The organism is Campylobacter sp. MIT 12-8780 (assembly GCF_006864535.1).
Taxonomy (GTDB): domain Bacteria; phylum Campylobacterota; class Campylobacteria; order Campylobacterales; family Campylobacteraceae; genus Campylobacter_D.
In genome coordinates, this window is the sequence record NZ_QHLL01000020.1 from 1 (window position 1) to 868 (window position 868).

At 27.6% G+C, this 868-nt stretch carries 1 protein-coding gene; it reads left to right on the forward strand.

Translation table 11 applies throughout. The annotated features are described in order from the left end of the window. Positions 1-149 precede the first annotated feature (149 nt). Positions 150-302 (forward strand): hypothetical protein, encoded by a 153-nt coding sequence (locus DMB95_RS09645; protein WP_170999505.1) that lies wholly within the window; start codon positions 150-152, stop codon positions 300-302. Positions 303-868 lie beyond the last annotated feature (566 nt).

Genomic DNA, 868 nt, shown 5'->3' on the forward strand with positions numbered 1-868 from the left:
TTCACAAAAACTCCCCAACTCCCCCTTTCGTTTTTTTTTTTTTTGATATAATGCTTTTTCATTTTTAAAAACAATAAATTGAAAATAACAAACAATATATCACTAAAAACACATTAAAAAAACGAAACTCAATAAGGAGAAAAATAAAAATGCATAAACTCACAGCCTCACAAAGGATTAAAAACACTCTTTCTTATAAAATAGGCTTAGAACTTATCAACACTGATAAAATACTCAAAGAAAAAAATACTCTTGTTAAATTTACACTAGGGGGGGGGGGCTTACCTTTCTTTACTCTATAAACTCTATCATATAAAACAACAACACTACAAAGAACTTAAACTCTACAAACAAATTTCAAAAATATTTCCAGAACTTCAAAGAGCAAAGCTTGAAAGCTTAAGTGATTATCATGAAGCTATAATATGTCAATTTCATCTAGCTTATCTTTTAGGACAAGCTTTTATAAAAGCTGATAAAACTTGGTATAAGGGAGGGTATTTAAAACTCTTTGAATACATCAAAGAAGCTAAGCTTATACATAAGAACTTTTTACACCTTAAAGATACTATACAAGAACTTCATATAAACAAAGATCATATACTAAGCCTACTTAAACAAGATAAAAGCTTTTATTTCACTCAAGCTCAAAAACTCAAACCTATTCTTTTCACTCAAGCTTCTTTTTCTTTTAAAGATTTAAATATAAAAACCTTGCAATTTATACTTACTCATATAGAAACTATACAAGAATGGTTAGCTTCAGATAAATTTAAAGAAAAATATCTTGAGACTAAACATCCTTATCCTGCTTTGCTTGATTGTGATGTTTTAAATGAGAATTTAGAACAAAGACAAAAGAGTGTAG

What these genes read in the sequence shown, in the direction of transcription:
- DMB95_RS09645 (WP_170999505.1), top strand. Translation starts at nt 150, where the DNA reads ATGCATAAACTCACAGCCTCACAAAGGATTAAAAACACTCTTTCTTAT.